The 19,427-nt window shown below is 61.5% G+C and carries 16 protein-coding genes; 3 read left to right on the top strand and 13 right to left on the bottom strand.

Annotated elements, in window-relative coordinates:
• Positions 1-70: 70 nt before the first annotated feature.
• From AA098_RS13670 to AA098_RS13625, 10 genes are all read right to left on the bottom strand, one after another.
• A complete protein-coding gene (locus AA098_RS13670) occupies positions 71-823 on the bottom strand; it encodes a WecB/TagA/CpsF family glycosyltransferase (RefSeq protein WP_004374277.1) in 753 nt (250 codons plus the stop codon).
• Entirely contained in the window at positions 823-2,010 is a 1,188-nt protein-coding gene (locus AA098_RS13665) for a glycosyltransferase family 2 protein (protein ID WP_004576281.1), read from the bottom strand. The genes AA098_RS13670 and AA098_RS13665 overlap by 1 nt, the downstream gene beginning before the upstream one ends.
• Entirely contained in the window at positions 2,007-3,209 is a 1,203-nt protein-coding gene (locus AA098_RS13660; RefSeq protein ID WP_004374272.1) for a glycosyltransferase, read from the bottom strand. The genes AA098_RS13665 and AA098_RS13660 overlap by 4 nt, the downstream gene beginning before the upstream one ends.
• Positions 3,210-3,258: 49 nt before the next feature.
• Positions 3,259-4,263: a VirK/YbjX family protein gene (locus tag AA098_RS13655; protein WP_012052375.1), complete on the bottom strand. Its 1,005-nt coding sequence runs from the start codon at positions 4,261-4,263 to the stop codon at positions 3,259-3,261.
• A 9-nt stretch (positions 4,264-4,272) separates the two neighbouring features.
• Positions 4,273-5,250, bottom strand: coding sequence for a glycosyltransferase family 2 protein (locus AA098_RS13650; RefSeq protein WP_004374266.1), 978 nt, complete (start codon positions 5,248-5,250; stop codon positions 4,273-4,275).
• Positions 5,251-5,255: 5 nt separating this feature from the next.
• On the bottom strand, positions 5,256-5,780 hold the full coding sequence (locus AA098_RS13645) for a serine O-acetyltransferase (RefSeq protein ID WP_004374263.1): 525 nt from the start codon (positions 5,778-5,780) through the stop codon (positions 5,256-5,258).
• Between the two features lie 8 nt (positions 5,781-5,788).
• Positions 5,789-6,745 carry a glycosyltransferase family 2 protein gene (locus AA098_RS13640; RefSeq protein WP_004374259.1) on the bottom strand — a complete coding sequence of 319 codons (957 nt, stop codon included), beginning with the start codon at positions 6,743-6,745 and terminating at the stop codon, positions 5,789-5,791.
• On the bottom strand, positions 6,738-7,355 hold the full coding sequence (locus AA098_RS13635; protein ID WP_004374256.1) for an acyltransferase: 618 nt from the start codon (positions 7,353-7,355) through the stop codon (positions 6,738-6,740). Before AA098_RS13635 ends, AA098_RS13640 begins: the two co-directional genes overlap by 8 nt.
• A 103-nt stretch (positions 7,356-7,458) precedes the next feature.
• Positions 7,459-8,925, bottom strand: coding sequence for a GMC oxidoreductase (locus AA098_RS13630; RefSeq protein ID WP_064614383.1), 1,467 nt, complete (start codon positions 8,923-8,925; stop codon positions 7,459-7,461).
• A gap of 236 nt (positions 8,926-9,161) precedes the next feature.
• On the bottom strand, positions 9,162-10,538 hold the full coding sequence (locus AA098_RS13625; RefSeq protein ID WP_004374251.1) for an oligosaccharide flippase family protein: 1,377 nt from the start codon (positions 10,536-10,538) through the stop codon (positions 9,162-9,164).
• A gap of 95 nt (positions 10,539-10,633) precedes the next feature.
• On the opposite strand from AA098_RS13625, the gene AA098_RS13620 reads away from it, so the two are divergent.
• The 3 genes from AA098_RS13620 (at position 10,634) to galE (ending at position 15,837) form a co-directional block, all read left to right on the top strand.
• Positions 10,634-12,160: an O-antigen ligase gene (locus AA098_RS13620; RefSeq protein WP_004374249.1), complete on the top strand. Its 1,527-nt coding sequence runs from the start codon at positions 10,634-10,636 to the stop codon at positions 12,158-12,160.
• A gap of 5 nt (positions 12,161-12,165) precedes the next feature.
• On the top strand, positions 12,166-14,766 hold the full coding sequence (locus tag AA098_RS13615) for a cellulase family glycosylhydrolase (RefSeq protein WP_064614381.1): 2,601 nt from the start codon (positions 12,166-12,168) through the stop codon (positions 14,764-14,766).
• A 105-nt stretch (positions 14,767-14,871) separates the two neighbouring features.
• Positions 14,872-15,837 (top strand): UDP-glucose 4-epimerase GalE, encoded by a 966-nt coding sequence (gene galE, locus AA098_RS13610; RefSeq protein WP_054888348.1) that lies wholly within the window; start codon positions 14,872-14,874, stop codon positions 15,835-15,837.
• A gap of 63 nt (positions 15,838-15,900) precedes the next feature.
• On the opposite strand, the gene AA098_RS13605 is transcribed toward galE, so the two are convergent.
• Genes AA098_RS13605 through AA098_RS13595 form a run of 3 tightly spaced genes read right to left on the bottom strand, consistent with a single transcriptional unit; the run spans position 15,901 to position 19,416 of the window.
• Positions 15,901-16,707, bottom strand: coding sequence for a CpsD/CapB family tyrosine-protein kinase (locus tag AA098_RS13605; protein ID WP_004576287.1), 807 nt, complete (start codon positions 16,705-16,707; stop codon positions 15,901-15,903).
• Between the two features lie 11 nt (positions 16,708-16,718).
• Entirely contained in the window at positions 16,719-18,281 is a 1,563-nt protein-coding gene (locus AA098_RS13600) for a Wzz/FepE/Etk N-terminal domain-containing protein (protein WP_004374243.1), read from the bottom strand.
• 19 nt (positions 18,282-18,300) lie between these two features.
• Positions 18,301-19,416, bottom strand: coding sequence for a hypothetical protein (locus AA098_RS13595; RefSeq protein ID WP_019751669.1), 1,116 nt, complete (start codon positions 19,414-19,416; stop codon positions 18,301-18,303).
• Positions 19,417-19,427 lie beyond the last annotated feature (11 nt).

Below are 19,427 nucleotides of genomic sequence, written 5' to 3'. Positions count from 1 at the left end.
TTGATATCACTGTAGCAGCCACCCGCTGCTGGCGTACCCGGAATCACCGCTTGTGCGAACTTTGACCGATTCATAGGGCCCGCCTGGCCGAAACCGCCGCCCGCCGGTACAGCAGGGTGCGCAACAGGAATAGCGGATTGCCCACCACGTAACGCATGAACAGGCGCTTGGGTTCGCGCAGCAGGCGGTACAGCCACTCGCCCCCCAAACGGCGCAGCCATTCGGGGGCACGGCTGACCTTGCCGCCGAGGAAGTCCAGGATCGCCCCACCGCACACGATCAGGCATGGCCCGCCAGTGACTGCCAACTCCGCTGCCACCGCTTCTTGCTTGGGCATGCCCATGCCCAGCACGATCAGCTCGGGTTGCTGCTCGCGGGCCAACTGCAAATAGGTTTCAAGGCTGGCGAAACCATCGTGAACCGACACCGGCACGATGCCAAACTCGGCTTCACAGCGCCGCACGGCCTGGTCCAGGTAGGGTTGCCGGGTGCCCCAGAAGGCGACCTTGCGCCCTCGGTAAGCAGCCATGAGCCTGGGAATGAAGTCAGTGCCGTTCATGTTCAGCCCAGGTTCCAGGCCCAGGCGGCGATACAGAATCGCCATGCCGGCGCCATCGCGCAGCAGCACATCTGCGGCCGACAGTGCCTGGCTGTAGCCACCATCGCGCACCACCAGGTTCATCGCATGGGCGTTGACGAAGCCCAGCACGGTGCCCGTATCCGGCGTAGCCAGGCGGTCGAGAAGACGTTGCACAGCGGCGTCATCAGCGATCACTTCCAGCTGGTCGATCACACGCTTCCAGCGATTCTGCCACTGATCCATCAGTCGTCATCCCGTTTTGAACGCACCCATTCAACCTGGCGCTTGATCAGGAAACTCAGGTACAAGGGAATTTTCCTGGCCGCGTAAAACGGCGCGTACAACAACACCGAGAACGGTATCACTTCACGGCAGAAGCGCGCCCAGGCCAACATCACGGCGAAGGCCAGCAAGGCCAAACCGGCAAAGGCGAGCCACGCGGGCGCCGCCAGGCCGAACAGCAGGTACGCCAGCCAGGTCACCAGGTTAAGCCCGAGCAAGGTCAGTACCAGCAACGCCAGGGGCGGCACCAGCAGGTCCAGGGTCAAGGCCGCCAGGCTAGCGTTGCGCTGGGTGATTGCAGCCATCGCCCGTTTGGGTGCGTCGGCAAGCATCAAGCCCAGATGGCCATGCTCCCAGCGGGTGCGTTGGCTGTTGAGGCCTTGCTGGCTGAGCGGGAACTGGCTAGTGACCAGTGCCTCGGGGCAGAAAGCAGGCGGCTTACCCTGCTGGCAAAGGTCCAGGCCCAGCTTCACATCCTCGACCAGATGACCATTGGCCAGGTTGATCAGGCTCAGATCGTGCCAGCCGAACGCCATGCCCGCGCCCATCAGCTGGCATGGCAGGCCCAGGCGCGCCCAGCCGCGTGGCCGCACCAGGTTCTTGACCCGCCAGGCAAACTCGGCAACTTGCACCCGCAACCCGGCACCTGCCGGTGCACGCATCAGGTACAGCGACTGTACCGGGCGGGCGAGTGCGTGGCAGCGGCGCGCCAGGCAATCGATCGCCCCCTCGCCCACCTGGCAGTCGGCATCCACCACGATGACCACCTCGGGCGGCCGCTGAGCCAGATGGCGCACGCCGAAATCCAATGCGTAACCTTTGCCGCGCAACCGCGTATCGTGGCGCTCTACCACTTCGGCGCCGGCCTCACGTGCCAACTGGGCCGTGTCATCCGAACAGTTGTCCGCCACGACCAGCAAGCGGTCGCCGTCCAGCAGTTGCGGCGTAACGCTCGCCAGCATCGCGCGAATGATCAATGCCTCATCGTGGGCGGGCACCAACACCGCCACTCGCGGGCGCTCGCCAATGCCCTTGGGCCTCGACCGCACCGGCAGGCAAGCCAGCAACACTTGCAGCACCAGCACCAACACCGGTACCAGGACGATGATCGCCAACAGGCCCAGTAACCAACCCAATACACTTATCATGCGTATGCCTTGAAATAGCCGGCCAGCCTGGCCGCCTCGGTGTCGATGTCATGCCGTTGCACCACACGCTGGTAGGCCACCTCGCCCATGCGCTGCAGTACCTCGGCCGGTTGCGCCAGGCAGTCGGCCATGGCTGTTGCCAGCTCGTCCACGGCGCCGGCAGGGAACAGCCAGCCGTTCTCGCCAGGCCGCACCAGCTCGGGGATACCCGCTACATAGGTGGTGAGCACGGGCCGACGCAAGGCCATGGCCTCCATGATGACCACGGGCAAGCCCTCGGCGAAACTGGGTAGCACCAGCGCACGGGCGGCCAGGATTTCCTCACGTACCTGCGCACTGCTGATCCAGCCAGTGATACGCACTTGCTGCTGCAAGCCGTGACGGGCAATCAAGGCCTCGATCTGCTCGCGCATTTCACCGTCACCCGCCAGCACCAGCTCGAAGGTGATCGACCGGGCAGCGAGACAGCGCGCCGCTTCGAGCAACAGCAGCTGGCCCTTCTGTTCGCACAGGCGCCCAACACACACCAGCCGTGGCGCCGATGGCACATCGACTGGCGCCACCTCATGGAAACCACGCTCCAGTCCGCAATGCACCACCTTCACCTTGCCCCAGTGCTCGTGCGCCACCCAACGGTACAGCTGGCTTCGTCCGTACGAGCTCACCGCCGCGACAAAGGCGGCGCGCTGCACCTTCTCACCCATGTGCAAGAACTGTGGTTTGTCGAATTCTTCCGGCCCGTGCACGGTAAAGCTGTATGTCGGCCCGCCCAGGACGTTGGCCAGCATGACCACTTCAGTAGAGTTGGTGCCGAAATGCGCGTGCACATGTGTTGCCTCCCCAGCCTGCAACCATTGCAGCACCAGGCAGGCCTCGGCCAGGTAGACCAGGTGGTAGGGCCAGGCACGGTCGGCCCGCAGGCCAAGGCGCATGGCCAGCCCCAGCGCCTGGAAAAACCGCCGCGGCTGCGTACGCAGTACTTGCCACGTCGGTGCCAACAACCCCTTGAGCCCACCTTGCAATACGTAGCGGGTCTTGCCCCGTTCGGTTGCGTCCTCGGCATCCTGCACCTCGGCGTCCCACCCACGCAGGGCTATACGTTGCACCTCAACCCCCTGGCGCTCCAGCGCCAGAATTTCGCGACGGATGAAACTGTGGCTGACTTTCGGGTACTGATTGATGAAGTAAGCAATATGCATACGAATCCAGATCCAAACCCGCTTGATGACCAACCTTCCCTGGCAACCTTCACTTCAGGCTGTCGACTACGGGCGGCCTGTCTACTGCCGATGCACTCACAGCAAATGCATCCCCCTGTTTTCCTTGTAGTCCAAGGTTGTGGTTGCTGCTTGGCAATGCTGCCTGCAAGCGGGTGAAAACATCGTCAAGCAATGCCTGGCGGCGGCGGTACATCGCCCGTTTCTTGGCCGGAATGTCAGCTTCCGCCCGTTGCGCCGGTGCTAGAGGCAGGGTAAAAAAGTCCTCACGGTCAGACGCTGTGGCGCCATGTTCCTGCCAGATCACGTCGTAGTTGGCCGCCAGGTCCTGGCCCTTGTCGCTGCCAAAATAGGGATGGCGATGGTGCCGGCAGGCGTCACTGACGGCATACAGCTGTGTCACACCCAGGGTCCTGCCCAGGCATTTCAACGCTTCGAGCAACAGACTGCGTGGCCGCAACCCTTCGAAGTCCTTGGTCAGGTCACGGTAGATAGCCAGTGAGGTTTCGCTGTCGATACCTTTGTGAATACCCTGCACCGCACCGATGAACAGGCTGGTCTCACCTTGGCTGCGGCCCAGGGTGAAGGCCAGGGATGCCACACGCAGGTCGGCCTGGAACAGGTTCAGCACCAGCTCGCCTTCGCGCTTGAACCAGATTGGTCGGTCCAGTACCAGGCAACAGCCCGGCGAGTGGCTGGACAGGTCACACAACTTCAGGTTTTCGTCGCGTCCCAGCAACAGCAACGCCGGGAACTGCCCAGCCACCTGTTCAAAGTGCGAAGCCACCACATCCAGACGCTGTGGCGCCTCCCAGCATCGGCTGATGTAAGGCCATTGCACGACACCGATACAATCCACACCCAGGCGCTGCAAACCGTGCGGGCCCAGCGCCGCCGTCATGCGCTGCAGGAACCCGTTCAGCTCAGGCCACTGCCTGGCGATCTGCCGTGCCAACTTGTACTTGTTGTGCATCGCCCGCAACGAGTAACCCGGTTGCAAGGTAAACACGCTTTTCACGAGGGTGCCGAGCATCATGGGTTTCTCTCACTTGTACTCGATCAAAGCCGATTTGCCAGCCGCAAGGCGGTGGCGCAGGAACTTCAGCTGGCCGAGCATTTCCGGGAATTTGCCCAACACCAGAAACACAGCCTGCAGCCAGTTCTCGCGCGTCGACTTGCCGCCGCGGCGGGCCAGGCGCACGGCCTGCAGTGGGTAGATCAACAGCAAGAGCAGGCCCCAGCCGCCCAGCAGCAGGCAGGCCAGCGCGATCACCAAGGGTATGCCCAGGCCCCACAACCAGGCCCGACGTGACTCACGCAGCCAATGCCGCTCGGGTGGCTGGCCATGCAGGTAGGCGCCCTCGGCATAGGCGTGCCCAGCACGCAGGCTACGCCGCCACCACTGGCTGAAACGGGTCATGCCGGCATCGTGCAGGGTCATCTCGGCAGCCAGTCGCCAGATTTTCCAGCCGTTGGCCCGCAAACGCACACACAGTTCAGGCTCTTCTCCGGCAATCAGGTCAGGCCGGAAGCCACCCACAGCTGCAAAAGCGTCTGCCCGCATCAGTGCATCGCCGCCACAGGCCTTGGCCTCACCGACCGGGGTATCCCACTCCAGGTCGCACAGCAAGTTGTACACCGACCGCTGCGGAAAGCGCTCACGCCGGCGACCACACACCACTGCCACGGCGGGGTGCTGCTCAAGAAAAGCCTGCGCCGTGGCCAGCCAGGTGGCATTCACCTCGCAGTCGCCATCGACGAACTGTACCAGTTGCATCGATGGCAACAGGCGCTGCAAGGCGGCAAAACCTTCATTGCGGGCGCGTGCGGCGGTGAACGGAATACTCATGTCCAGCGCCAGTACTGCCACGCCAAGGTTGGCGGCCAACTGCAGCGAACCATCGGTGGAACCCGAGTCGACGTACATGACTTTGTCGGCCCCGTGCGCCAGCGAAACAAGGCAGCGCTCGAGGCGCTGGCCTTCATTGCGGCCGATTACCACCACCCCGATCACCGTTGCCATAGGCCTCACTCGACCGATGCCACGGCGGCCGGTTGCCGGGCCTTGATGATGGCCGGCACCCCCACTGCCAGTGAATTGTCAGGCACATCTACCAGCACGACGGCATTGGCGCCGATGATCACGTTGTTGCCGATGCGAATACTGCCCAGCACCTTGGCCCCGGTGCCGATGTCGACGTTGTTGCCGAACACCGGGGCAATCGGCTCGTCGACATTCTTCAGGCCCACCACCACGCCGTTGCGGATACGGCAGTCATCGCCGAAGCGGGCATAGCCGCTGACAACGATGCCGCCAAAATGATCGATGACGAAGTTGCGCCCGATCACCACTTCGCACGGCAGTTCGATACCGGTGATGATCTGGACGAATTTGAACAGCACCTTGTAGATGAGCGAGCACAGTTTGCGCAGCAGTGCCGGGCGCAGCGTATAGCGCCAGCGGCCAAAGCGGTACACCAGCAATACCCAGAAGCCCTGGGCGCCCCAGTCCCCGCCATGGGCACGCAGGTCGGCGCGAATATTCTCGAACATGGCTCCACCTACCTTGTCGGTTGGCTGGCGTACCGGGTCTTGAACAGCAAAGACCAGGTTGCCCGGCAATGACGCCAGCAGGCCTGTATGGCGCCCCAGCCGCGTCGTTTCAACAGCGCCTTGAGTGCCAGCACCAAGTCGCCCAGCGTCACCAGCAGCATGTGCAGGGCAAGCCCCGCCACCCCGTGATGCTTGCGAAAGTACAGCAACTCGCTTTCGATCTGATAGGACGAGATCTGCCGGCTGGCGGCCTCCAGCTCCGCCACCGACTTGGAGCTTTCGCCACCGATATGCACCACCGTGGTATGCGGGTAAAACACCACTTTCCAGCCCGCTTCCTTCACCCGCTTGCAGTGGTCCACCTCCTCGTAATAAAGGAAATAGCGCGGGTCGAACAAACCCACCTTGTCGAGTACTTCGCGGCGTACGAGGTAGAAGCAGCCGGGCAACCAGTCACACTCGCGCACAGAGGCGTGGTCCCAGTTCATTTCGTCGACCATCTTCAGCCCTGGGAAGAACCGCCCCAACCCGGTACGCCCAACGAACACATTGAGCGGCGTGGGGAAGTAGCGACAGCTTGGTTGCAGGTCGCCATCGCGACCCTCCAGGCGCACCCCCAGTACGCCGCACTCCGGGTGGGCGTCCATATAGTCGAGCGTTTTTTGCAGCGAGTCGGCGGCAACGAAGGCATCGGTATTGAGCAGCAAGGCGTACTTGCCCTTGAGGTGCGCCAACAACTGGTTGTTGGCCCGGCCGAACCCCACGTTCTGCTTGTTGCTCAGCAGCAGAGCCTCGGGGCACACCTGGGCCATGCGCTGCACCGAGTCATCGCGCGAGGCATTGTCGACCACCAGGTAGCTGGCCAGCCGCTCGCTGTCGGCCCGGCGCAGTGCATCGAACATCGGCTGCAGCAGTCCAGCGGTATTGAAGTTCACCACCATGACATCCACAGGTTTGCTAGCCATTTTTGCCGTCCCCGAAGAAATACTGACGTCTTTGCGCCATCAATAGCGGTTCAACTTCCGGGTCATAGGCCCCGTTGCGCTGCTTCACCAGGTCTATCCATGGGTAGGCTTCGCAACGTGCCTCGACCCGTTGGATCAACTGCTCGGTGGTACAGATGAACACGGCCGGGTTGCCACCATAGACGGTGCCTGGTGGCACGTCCTTGGTCACCACCGCCCCCGCCGCCACGATGGATTCGGGCCCGATGGTCACGCGAGGCATCACGATCGCACCATGGCCGATGAAGCAATTGTCCTTGATGTCGATGAAACCGACCGAATCCAGGTGCTTGCCAAAGCGATGCTCGATCAGCAATACCACCCCGTCATGACCGATCAAGGTGCAGTCGGACAGGCCCACGCTGTTGCCGATGCGGACCAGCGACGGGTCGAGAAACTTGCAGCCTGTATTGACGAAGAAATTGCTGCCAACCGAGTGAAAATTGCCCCATCGGGCCAGATAGGCCCCCCATTCAAGACCAGAGGGGTTGCAGAACCTCCTGTAGAATTTGCCCCCTCGCCCGGTTGCATGGGCGTAGTGCGCCACTGCCTTGCGTATCCATCCCTTCATACTGCCTGGCCTCGCGATCTGAACAATCTGGAGTGTCCTGAGGCGTTCCGGTCTCGTTCTTCTAGGTGCTGACCGCATCGCACTCACCCGTGTACAACCTGCATCACGCAGCGGCGCTGCTGGCCGCTTTCATCTTGTTATCGAGGTGGTCGGCCAGCCGCACGGCAAATTGCAACAGCGGCATGGTCGGGTTGGAGGCGCCGCCCTTGGCAAAAATGCTGCTGCCGGCGACATACAGGTTTTCGGTACCGAACACCTTGCAATTGGCATCGACTACACCGAACTGTGGCGAGGCGGCCATACGCGTGGTGCCCATGTGATGGGCATGGGGCGCCATTTTCAGCGGAATCGAGGTGTCGTAGACGAAATCGTTGAGTTTGACGAACCCCAGATCCATGTCGGCGAACTGCTTGGCCAGTTCGCTGCCAATGCACTTGATGGTGTGCCGATCTTCGGCGCTCAGCACCCAATTGACATTGACCTTGGCCACGCCCAGCGCATCCTTCTCGTCCAGCAGCGAAATACGGCTGTGCAGGTTGGGGAACTGCTCGATCATGGTGCTGATCACGCCGTCACCAGGGCAACTGAACTTGGCGACGAAGGCGACCTTGTTGGCAAACCCCATGTCGCAGGCCAGGCTCTCGAGAAAATACTTCACCTCGGCAGTGCGGCCATAGGTCTGCACATCGGCCAGCAAAACAGCAGTGACATTGCCTTTACCGGCCTTGTACTCGTCGACGAAAGCATCGGTGGTGTAGTACTGGCGCGGCTCTGGGTCCTGCCCGGACTTAAGGATAAAAGTGCCCATTTCGATGTTCAGGTGTTCCATGAAACACCCGCCTACCAGCCCTTCCTTGCCCACCACGCCTGCGGCCACCAAGGTCTCGCTGTTGAGCAACTGCCGGGCATTCTCGATGGCACCTGTGGCCAGAATGAAATTGCCAGCCACCAGGCGTTGACGATTGCGCTCATAGTCGGACAACACCACCGCAGCCAGGTGGCCGGAAGCCTTGTCGAACTCCAGGTCAACGCAATTACAGTTGATGAATACGTCCAGGCCTGGGGTCTGCTCCAGTGCTGAAGCGTACTTTTGCGCAAAGCGTGTCGGCGTGCTGAGCAGAAAACGGTCCGCCTCGAAGTCACCACCATTGAGGCCGGCATTCATCGCGCGAAAATCCGAGCCAGGCGCCAGATCGACGATCTCCATCGCTGCCGGCAGGAAGCCTTCGATCTCCGAGTAGGGAATTGGCCAACCCGGCAAGTCGCCTGGCGGGGCGACGGCAAAATCCGAGGGAGTAAATGGACGACAACGGCCAGCCCAGTGATTGGAGGTACCACCCAGGTAACGCAGGCGGGTTTCCTCGGCATACAGTTCCAGGCCGGTGGATGAGCACGCGTACAAGCCTTGCGAGTGCGGCGCATATTCACGCCCCCCGCCTTCGGCGATCATGACGCTCCAGCCGGCGGCTGCCAGGCGCAAGCCCAAGGTTATACCCGCCGGGCCGGCCCCGATGATGCAGAAGTCATAGTGGTCGCGCAGCGCCTTCTGCTGCTGAAAGTCCTTGATCATACTGACGCGTTCCGGAAGTAACGGGACGGTAATACCCAACCGTTGATTACCACGAATCCGGGCTTTTCGACCGGCTTGCCGGCAACGGCCGCCGAGGCGCCGAACACCGCCCCCCCCACACTGAGCAAGACACAACTCTGGAGAAAACCTCTACGACCCAACTGCGCATTACAAAAAGTGAGCTTCTCCATGATCCCGTGACCTGTAGCCATGAAAGTTACACCCAGCAAACTGCGCTACAGCCAGTTGAAAAAGGCCGTCAACAGTGCCCCGCACAGCGCCCCGACCAGCAACATCGGCAGTACCATCAGCTCACGTTTGAGGCTGAAGATATCCAGTTTGCAGTTCACATACACAACCAGCACAAGCGTTGGCACAGCATGCAGGGCAACCCCCCAGATCGCCCACTCCACCCCGCCAATTGCCAGTAGTAGCGGCAACAGCCCCCATAACGAGACCAGGCGGATAATGTTGTCCATGGCCTGGTACTTGGTCAGGCCCAAGGCAATCCACACCTGATGAGCCAAGGTATAGCGCAATACGATGAACGATAGCGAGAGAATCGCCAGCATCGGCCCGGCTTCGCGGTAGCGATCGTCATACATCCAGCCGATCAGCAGCGGGCTGGCGGTCAGGAAACCGCCACAAATGAACAGCACCAGCAGGTCGACCAGCAGCCGAAAACGGAAATACAGCGCTTTCAGGCGCGGCTTGTCGTCGGCCCTGGCCGCCTCGCTGAAAGCAGGCAGCGCCACCGCGCCGACAATTTTCATGAGCGCGGTCTGCACCGCACCCAGGATCAGCACGGCGATCGAATACACACCCAGTTGCGCCGCCGACATGCTGGCGCCAAACCATATGCGGTCGCCGTACATCGCCAGCACGCCGACCATCGACGACAACAGGATCCAACGGCCAAACACGATCAACTCGGTGAGCGCCGAACGGTCCCAGCGCAGGTGGTTGTTGGGCCCCTCCAGGGCGGTGTGCCCCAGCACGGTCCAGACGACCGCCGAAACCAGGCCTGATAACACCAGCGCCCAGATCGAATGGGTCAGCAAGCCCAGCACCAGCATCACCACCAGGCCAGCCACCTGCGAGGCAAGGTCGACCAGCACCACGCGCTTTTGTTGGAAAGTTCGTACCGCCACATCTATCTTGGTGGACTGGAAACCCCAGATGACCGCCGACAGGCCGGTGACCGCCAGTACCATCGGCAGTACCGGCGCGGCATAAGTAGAGTCTGCCGGCCACAGCTCAGCCAGTTGTGCCAACCAGGCCCCCAGGGCCAGCAGCAGGGTAAGGGCAAACAGCAGGAAACCGCGGATGATCTGCACGGTCCAGGCGGTATTGAGAAAATCTGGATCGTCACCACGGTGGCTCTGGATGATGTTCTGGCGCAGGCCGACATCGGAAAGCAAATGCAGCAGTATCGAAACAGTGGTAGCAATGACCATCACGCCGAACATTTCCGGCAGCAGCAATCGGGCCATGATCAGATTGCCGCCCAGGCGCATCACCTGTGAAGCCACCTGCGAGACCAGGTTCCACGACCCGGCCCTCAGGGCACGCTTGCGCAGGCTCGCGGCAGCTGACACATCAATCGACGGCATGACTTCAATCTCTGACTGATTGGCTAAAAGTCACTATAGTTTCAATTAGCCACGATGCTAGCCGTTGCCCACCGAAGGAAAGGTGTACATAGCCGATGCCTGAACATTTTCGTGCGTTGATCGTCATCCTGTTTTTGGCGAGCGTGGTCTTCCTGATGGCGCGCCGGCCTGCCACCGACCTGATTCCGCTCAGCGACTACAAGCGCCGGCGCAATCTGTGGTTCCTGCTGACCCTGCTGGCTTTTTTCTCGCACAGCTTCTGGCTGTACCTGGGCGTGGGCGCGGTCGTCCTGTTGCTGGCCGGGCGCCGCGAGCACAATCCCATGGCGCTGTTCTACATGCTGCTGTTCCTGATCCCGCCAGCGTCGGTGCAGGTGCCCGGGTTTGGCGTGGTCAATTACCTGGTCGACCTGAACCATATTCGCCTGCTGAGCCTGTGCGTGCTGCTGCCGGCCGCGCTGCACCTGCGCCGCCAGGGTGACACCCTGCGCTTTGGCCGCACCTGGGCTGATAAATTGCTGGCGGCCGGCCTGCTGTTGCTGAGCGTGCTCTATTTACGCGAAACCACGCCTACCGACACGCTGCGCCAGGCGCTGTACCTGTATGTCGACGTACTCCTGCCGTATTACGTGGCCAGCCGTGGCCTACGTCAGATCAGCGACTTCAAGGACACCCTGCTGGCCTTCGTACTCGCCTCTTTCGTCATGGCGCTGATCGCTGTGGCCGAGTATGTGCGCCACTGGTTACTGTACAGCGCCCTGGTCGACGCCATGGGCGTGCCATGGAGCATGTCCGGCTACCTGAGCCGCGGCGGTGCGCTGCGGGCAAGCGTCACCACCGGCCAGGCGATTGTACTGGGTTACGTAATGAGCGTGGCCATCGGCCTGTTCCTGTTCGTGCAAGGCTATGTACAACGCCCGCTGCACAGGGCCATGGGCGCCCTGCTGCTGGCCGCCGGGCTGTTCGCGCCATTGTCGCGTGGCCCGTGGATCGGCGCCGTGGTCATCGTGGTGGTGTTCATTGCCCTGGGCAAAGGCGCCGTCAAGCGCCTGGCGCTGCTGGGTGCGGCTGGCATGCTGGCGTTGCCCTTGCTGACTGTCGTGCCTGGCGGCGACAAGGTGCTGGACCTGTTGCCGTACATCGGCAGCATCGAGAAAGAGAACATCACCTACCGCGAGCGGCTGATGGACAACGCCTGGATCGTCATCCAGCGCAACCCATTGTTCGGCTCCTTCGATTTCCGTAACACACCCGAAATGCAGGCGATGATCCAGGGCGAAGGCATCATCGATATCGTCAACACCTACATCAACCTGGCGCTGCGAGCCGGCCTGGTCGGGCTAGGCCTGTTCGTGGCGTTCTTTGCCGTGCTGCTGCTGGGTATCCGCAGGGCCATGCTCAGTTTTGCCGACAAGGATGACGAACGACGACAGCTCGGCCGGGTGTTGCTGGCAACGCTGATCGGCATTCTGGTCATCATCTTCACCGTCAGCAGCATCACCTTCATCCCGGTGGTGTACTGGTCTATCGCAGGGCTGGGCGTGGCCTACATCCAGATGGTTCGCCGCCTGCACAACAGCCCGGCCGTTGAGCTGGCAGAACCCGACCTACAACCCAGGTAATGCTCATGAATAGGCTGTCCCTGCGTCATTACGTGCGCCTTTCGGCCATTGCCGGCCTGGCCCTGCTGCCGCTGGCCAGCTGGGCTTCAGACTGGCAGGTCAGTGTCGATGAGCAAAATGGCTTGCCTACCGTGACACACGGCGGTGGCCCGGTCATGAAGGCCAAATTCGATTTCTGGGCTGCCAACTGGAGCTGGACCGGTTTCTATACCGACTTCAAGGTCAATGGCCCTTACCACTACACGCTGCGGGGCAAGAACAAGGAACTGGACTTCGACCTGCAGGCTGACATCCGTAAGGAACAGGCACAAACCCTGAGCTGGGCCTTCGACCTCGACGCCCGCAGCCGCCAGAACGGTGTCATGGGTGGCGGCATGGTGTTCCAGTTCGATCCGGCACAAATCGCCGGCGACATGGGGGCCCCGCAGTTGCTGCCCGACAACCGCGGCTGGACGTGGGGCAAGGCCGACCAGGGTCGCCGCATCGAAATGCGCTTCGACCCGCCACTGGCCAAGGTCTATTTCGAGCGCGGCAACCCGTCCGAGCTGCGCGCATTCCTCTACAAGGACCCGATCAGCGCCGGCCGCCAGCAGCTCAAGGCTGTGCTCAACGTGACCGGCGACATCGAACTCGGCCCGACGCCCACCGAGCGCTTCGGCCTGGCAGACCCCGCCAAGTGGCCTGATGACCAACTGGACTGGCGCACCTCGCCGGTGGACCTGTCGTTCCTCAACGCAGCGGAAAAACCCGCCGGCAAGCGTGGCTTCGTCAAGGCGGTCGGCGACCAGTTGATGTTCGCCGACAATACTCCAATACGCTTCTGGGGCACCAACCTGTCGGCCTACTCGCTGTTCAAAAGCCCCGACGACGAAATACGCCAACAGGCCAAACGCCTCTCGGCACTGGGTTTCAACCTGGTGCGCCTGCATCACCACGACTCGCCCTGGGTCAGCCCCAACGTATTTGGCGATGGCACCTTGGTGCGCGATACCCAGCAGCTCAGCACCGAATCGCTGCGCAAGCTCGACCTGTGGATCAAGTCACTCAAGGACGAAGGCATCTACATCTGGCTGGACATGCATGTGCAGCGTGCGTTTACCGCCAACGACAATATCGAAGACTTCAAGGAGCTGCCCGAGAAGGATGGTCGCGTCGACCTGAAGGGTTACGCCTACGTGAACGACAGTATCCAGCAAGCGATGAAACGCTTCGCCGAGCAGTACCTGACCCATGTGAACGAATACACGGGCCTGGCCTACAAGGACGACCCGGCCATCGCCGCCGTGCTGATCACCAACGAGAATGACCTGACCCAGCATTACGGCAACGCCCTGATGCCGAACAAGGATGTACCGCGCCACAGCGAGCGCTACATGACCGCGGCCAAGGCCTTTGCCAAACAGTTTGACCTGCCCGCCGACCTGACCTGGCGTGCCTGGGAGCATGGGCCGTCGAAGCTGTTGCTCAACGAGCTGGAACAACGCTTCAATGCCGACATGATCGCCCACTTGCGCAGCGTGGGCGTGAAAGTCCCCATTGCGACCACCAGCACCTGGGGCGGCAATGGGCTTAGCGCACTGCCGGCACTGAGCGTTGGTGATGTCATCGACGCCCACAGCTACGGCGACGCAGGCCAACTGGAGAAGAACCCGCTGACCAGCGACGGCATGATCGACTGGATTGCTGCCGCCCAGGTCGTCGGCAAACCGCTGACCGTCACCGAGTGGAACGCCGAGCCCTTCCCGCTGCCGGACCGTCACTCGCTACCCATTTACATCGCCGGCACTGCCAGCCACCAAGGCTGGGACGCCATGCTGCAATACGCCTACAGCCAACAAGCATTCAACCCAGGTTGGCGCACGGCGGACAACTGGCACGCGTACAACGACCCGGCGATGATCGCCACCCTGCCCGCCGCTGCCCTGCTCTATCGCCGTGCGGACGTGAAACCCGCCACCACTCGCTACGTGTTCGCACCGACACCTGACACCCTGTACAACCAGGAAATCACCCCGCGTAACTCACCGCTGTTGCGCACGGCCATGGAAAAGGGCCAGTTGCAGATCGCCCTGCCACACACGCCGCAATTGCCCTGGCTAAAACCTGCGCCCATCCCGGCAGGCGCGCAGGTGCTGCATGACCCGGGGCAATCGCTGCTGGCCGCCGATGCCACCGAGTCGGTGACCGATACGGGCGAGCTCAGGCGCAACTGGCAACAAGGCATCTACACCATCGACACGCCACTGACCCAGGCCGCCAGCGGCTGGCTGGGCGGCCGCCCGGTCAACCTGGGTGCCATTCAGATACAAGCGAAAACGCCTTACGCCAGCGTCGTGGTCCAGAGCCTGGACGGCAAGCCACTGGGCCAGTCGCGCGAGCTTCTGCTGTCTCTGGGCACCCGTGCCATGCCCAAGGCCGATGACAAGACGCCGTTCAATGTCGAGCCCCTTGAAGGCCGCCTGGACATCAAGGCACCCGCCGGCCTGAAACTGTTCGCCCGCGATGCACGGGAGCAGCTGAAACCGCTGCCGGTGGCCTACAAGGAGGGGCAATACACCATTACCTTCGACGGAACCTACATGTCCAATTGGCTATTCTTGAAATAGAGCATATGGCCATCTACGCTCAGGTCACCTGTAGCTGATCATCCCACCTGCACGTGTCAGGGAGTGTTCACTGCGTCTGTAAACAGCAGATTCCAGGAGGTGGGGATGAAATATCTGGTTGTGGGTGGTGCGGGCTACATTGGCTCGCACATGGTCAAGCACCTGCTCGCCGCCGGCCATGAAGTGCTGGTGGCGGACCTGGTCTCACCTGGCCCCGGTATCCAGTGGGCCAAGCTCGACATCGCCGACGAAGCCGCACTGGATGTGCTGTTTGGCGTGTGCCACTTCGATGCGGTGTTTCACTTCGCCTCGTTCATTCAAGTGGGCGAGTCGGTCAGTGCACCCGGCAAGTACTACCAGAACAACGTCGCAGCCACCCTTTCCCTGCTGCAGGCCATGGTCAATGCCGGCATCAGGCACCTGGTGTTTTCTTCGAGTGCCGCCGTTTACGGCAACCCGCAGTACGTGCCGATCGATGAAGCGCACACCAAGGTGCCGATCAACCCGTACGGGTTGAGCAAATGGATGGTCGAGCAGATTCTTGAGGACTTCGACCGGGCCTATGGTTTGAAGTCGGTATGCCTGCGCTATTTCAATGCAGCGGGCGCTGACCCGGAAGGCCAGCTAGGCGAGCGTCATGAACCGGAAACCCATCTGATCCCCTTGATCCTGCAGGCTGCATCTGGCCGGCGTGAGGCGGTGACAGTGTTTGGTCGCGACTACGACACACCGGATGGCACCTGCATACGCGACTACGTGCATGTGGCAGACCTGGCGGCGGCCCATGCACTGGCAGTGGATTATTTACTGGACGGTGGCGAGCGTGCCGCGTTCAACCTGGGCAATGGCCTGGGCTTTTCGGTGCAGCAGGTGATCGATACGGCCCGGGCAGTGACCGGGCGACAGATCAATGCCCTTGACGCACCGCGTCGCGCCGGCGACCCGCCACGGCTGGTGGCGGATGCGAGCAAAGCCATGCAGGTGCTGGGCTGGCGTCCGGCATTCGCCTCGCTGGAGCAGATTGTTCGGCATGCGTGGCAGTGGGAGTTGCAGTATCCCTGGGAGCGCTGAGTTGCCCTCGGCTTCCTGTAGGCGCAGCACAAGGCGGCGTCTACAGGCGCATTGCCAGAAGGCTCAGTAATAGGTGCGCGGCTGTTCGTCAGCCTTGTTCAACACTGTCCCGATCAGGTTCACCGTGCCCAGGTGATGCAGGCAATCCTCGATTTCCTTCTTGTTGTTCATTCCGTTGGCCACCACCAGCAACACGCAGTCGAACTTGGGTAACACGGTGATCGCATCGTCCGAGCTGAGCAGCGGTGGCAAATCGAAAATGCAGATGCGCGATTCGTAGCGGTTGCGCAAATCGCCAATCAGGTTGTTCACCTTGGGCGAGGACAGCATCTCGGTCGACAGGGGCACGGGTACCCGCGTTGGCAGCACCACGAAGCGCGGCAAGGTGGGGTTGACCAGGCAGTCCTGCAACTCGGCCTTGTCCGTCAGAAACTCGTTCAGTGCCTGCTCCATGGGCAGCCCCAGGTAACTGCCGACCTTGGGCCGGCGCAGGTCGAAGTCCACCAGCAACGCAGTCTTGGTGGTATGGTGGGCAATACTCATGGCCAGGTTGATCGCCAGCATTGTCTTGCCCGCTTCCGGCGTTGGCGAGGTGATGGCCAAGGTGCGCCAGCCGTTCTCATCCATGGCCCTGAGCACCTGCGTACGCAACAGGTCGATCGGCCCGTTCATGTTGGAGTTCTTGTTGTACGCCACGATGCGGTTACGCTCCAGGTGGTCTGCACGCAGCGGCACCACCTTGGTGTTCACGTAATCGAACTGACCCGGCACTTCGGCCAGCGCCGTACCGGGGGCGGGAGACAGTGCCTGGGGAGTACCCGGGGTAACCTGATGAATATTGTTGCCAACAGCCGGCTTGATCCTGTCCATCACTGCTTTCCCTATACAAACCGAGACATGACTTTGTACAACAGCACATCCAGTGGCATGTAGAACACGTGCACCAGCCCTATCATGATAGCTGCCAACGCCAGTGCCGCCAGGATCAGGCGATTGCGCCAGCGCTTGCGTCGAGCCACGTCGGCCCGGGTATCGATATAAGGCAGTGCCACCAGTACCCGTTTGCCCAGCAGACTTTCCAGGGCACCAACGCCACGCACGCGCTGATTGAGCATTTCCAGCAGCATCACCAACGCCCCGCCACCGGCCGGTGCCAGCACCAGACCCAGCGCAGCGATTTTCTTGCGGTTAGGCTTGATCGGCTTCTCAGGCAACAGAGGAGGCTCCAGCAGCACAAAGCGTTCAGCCTTGTTTTCCTGCTCGAGGCTTTCGGTAATCTTTGCGCCCATTTCCTTGGCACGAATCTCTTCGTATTTCTTGCGCGCGTTGTCGTGGTCACGCATCAAGGTCACCAGACCACGCTCGACTTGCGGCGCCTCGAGGATCTCGGCTTCGTAGCCTTCCATTTTCCGGGTCAGCTCACGCTTTTGTTCTGCCAGCGAGGCAATACGCACCTGGGCGGCGCTCATCTTGGCGCGAACACGGGCCGCGTCGAGGCTGACCGTGGACACGGCCGCAGTGCTCCCCCCACTGGCTTCGAGTGCCTGTATCTTGCGTTTGACCGACACTACATCCGGGTGGGCATCCTTGTAACGGGTCAGCAGCTGCGCGTATTCGGCTTTCAGGCTTGGCAGGTCGTCGGGCTGGTCGGCACGGGTTGGCCGGGTGCCCTCGGCAGCCTTGGTGGCAAGGCCGGCATTGGCCGCAGATAGCTCCAGCTCAAGGTAGCGCAGCTCCTCCTGGGCAGCCTTGTAGTCACGGTCGACCTCACGGAATTCCAGCTCCGCCCGCGACAGCATGTTCATCCGCAGGGTCTGGTGCTCGGGCAAGGCATTGGCATGGGCCTGCTTGAAATCGGCCAGCTGATTTTCCAGGGTGGCCAGCTCGGCACCCAGCTTGTTGGCTTCCTGGGTGAGGAATTCGGTGGTTTCGTTGGCCCGTTCGGTGCGCTGCTTGAGGTTTTCGTTGAGGAACAGCGTCACCAGTTCATCGGCGACTTCCTTGGCTACTTGTGCCTGTTTGTGCTCGAACGACACATTGAACGCCACGGTCGCTTCACCACGACCGCGCACGAAGGTGGTCAGGGTTTCGACCACGATCGCGTTGCGCATCTGGTCGATCTTGTCGCTTTCGCTGAAGCGCTTGTCGGCGAAGAGCTCGTACTTGCCGATGATGCGCAGCAGGTTGTCGCGGGTCATCACCCGTTGGCGGATCACCTCGATGCGCTCATCGGCAAAGCTGGTGTTGTTGGTCGACACCAGTTCAGGCGAAATCTGCTGCGACTCCACCAGAATGGTGCCGGTCGACTGGTAGATCGGCGGCACCATCAACGCGACGGCCACGGTCGCGGCGAGAATGACTGCGGCACTCACCCCTAACACCAGGGCCCTGTCCTTGATAATGGCGATGTAATCTCTGAGGGAGAGCTCGTAGTCAGACTTCATAGGGCCACCTGCCTGCAGTTCAGATGTCGGGGTACCTGTACGTCAACGTCAAACCAACGATCGTAGCGGTCGCATCCGGTACATGGTCCTGCTGCCGTTCCTTGTACATCAGCGACAGGCGCAGGTCCCAGTAAGGCGAAAACTGGCGGCTGGCCCATACGCTGTAAGTCTGCAGCGTGTTGGGCGACTGCCCTTTGCTGTCTTGCCACGCGGCGTCGGCACCGACCCGGGACAACTCGGTCAGCGCATAGCTCCACACACCACGCACCTGGTCCAGCTCGGCGAAGCCGCCTTCGGCGCTTGCTACCGTGCTGCGCTCGGCGGTAAAGCTGGCGTCGGCACGCGGGCCGGTGTACAGCAACGCAACCCCACCCTCCCCGCGCCGGCCGCCGTCATCACCTGACACTTGGTTGACGCCAACATGGGCATCGGCGCTCAAGCCTTCGGCAAGCTGGTATTTGATGCCGACTGCCGGGGTGTAGCTGTTGGAAGCGGTCGCGGTAAGGTCCTGTTCTGGCTCATAGCGCCGAGCACCAAAACGGGTATACAGGTCAGCTCGCTCACTCCAGGCGTAAGTCCAGGTAAAGACGTTCGCCAGTTCGTCGTAGCCCGTCAGCGTGCTGATGTCATAACGGGCACGGCTGTAGGTGGTTTCGTTGCTCAAGGTACTGCGCTCGGTCACCGCCTGGCTCCAGTTGCCAGTCAAGGTGTAAAGCTTCTGCGTACCGTCGGTGGTAATCACCCCGGTATCCAGTACTGTCCCCGACAATGTCGAGCTTTCGTTGTAGCGCCCCACCAGGCCGAACCGCCCCCGCTCGGTGGTGCGCTGCCAACCCAGGCTGATGTCAGGGTCTTCACGGTCATCGACGATATCCGTATCGGACGAGCGCAGCACATGCATGCCAAGCCCCAACCTCAATTCGTCACGGTCGAAAGTACCAATCAGGGTGTAATCCGGCGCGATGATCGTGCGCGTTATGCCCTTTTCCCCCGAGGTCAACAGCAATGGGTTGCTGTCGTATTCGACGGATGTCGGTACCACCACCGTAGACTGCCAATTTGCCGCCAGTACCGCGTCCGTGAACGGCAAGACCAGGATTGCCGTTGCAATGCGAGTTGTTCTAAGAAGAGGCATTAAATGTTCTT

This window comes from Pseudomonas sp. JY-Q, assembly GCF_001655295.1.
GTDB classification, from domain to species: Bacteria; Pseudomonadota; Gammaproteobacteria; order Pseudomonadales; family Pseudomonadaceae; genus Aquipseudomonas; species Aquipseudomonas alloputida.
Note: the sequence above shows the minus strand (reverse complement) of the source record. Positions and strands in the feature narration are given on the sequence as shown.